This window comes from Neobacillus drentensis, from assembly GCF_036966985.1.
GTDB classification, from domain to species: Bacteria; Bacillota; Bacilli; order Bacillales; family Cytobacillaceae; genus Neobacillus; species Neobacillus drentensis_E.
Window position 1 is genome coordinate 1 of sequence record NZ_JBALSN010000062.1, and the last position, 742, is coordinate 742.

Consider the following 742-nt stretch of genomic DNA (forward strand, 5'->3'; position numbering starts at 1 on the left):
CGTAATCAAATCATTAAATGTCAATTCACCCTTTCTGAAAAAATTTTGAAAATTGTATTGATTCCTATTTTTTTCGATCGTATAATAACCATATGTTCTTTATGTGAACTTGATGTTCGTAATATGAACATTATGATGAACATGGTCTTCATGGAATAGAGGCTATGGAGATTATGTCGCATTTTGCCTTAAAAAGTATGGTGGGAGGGATTTCAATTAGCCAGGAAAACAAGTTAGGAACACGGACAGAAGCTGACCACTTCGGCAAAATTAATATTCCTCAATCCGCATTATACGGAATCCAAACCATGAGAACGGTACAAAATCTTTCTTTTTCGGGCCAGCCATTAAAAAATTATCCCGAANNGTTTTCGATGATTCTATTGGAATCGCTATTTTAAAGGCTTGTGATCAATTAATACAAGGGAATTACCAGGACCAGTTCATTGTCGATATTCTGCATGGCGGCGGCGGCATTGGTACCAATATGAATGTGAATGAAGTATTAGCCAATTTAGCGAATCAAAATTTGGGAGGTTCTACAGGCACATACATGCCTGTTCATCCTGTAGACCATGTAAATGCTTCCCAATCCACTTCGGATGTATGCCATACAGCTATCCGTCTGGCGATTGTCCGTTGTTTTGATCGATTGGACCGACATTTGATCAAGATGCAAGATGCCCTTGAGAAAAAATCACAAGAGTTTATGGGTGTTACGACAATCTCCAGGACCTGTTTA

General features: G+C 38.4%; 1 protein-coding gene. It reads left to right on the plus strand.

Going from position 1 to position 742, the window contains the following annotated elements; translation table 11 throughout:
- Window positions 1–418: 418 nt before the first annotated feature.
- Window positions 419–742 (plus strand): lyase family protein (locus V7659_RS04380; RefSeq protein WP_335538368.1); only part of this gene is annotated, 324 nt, incomplete at its 3' end.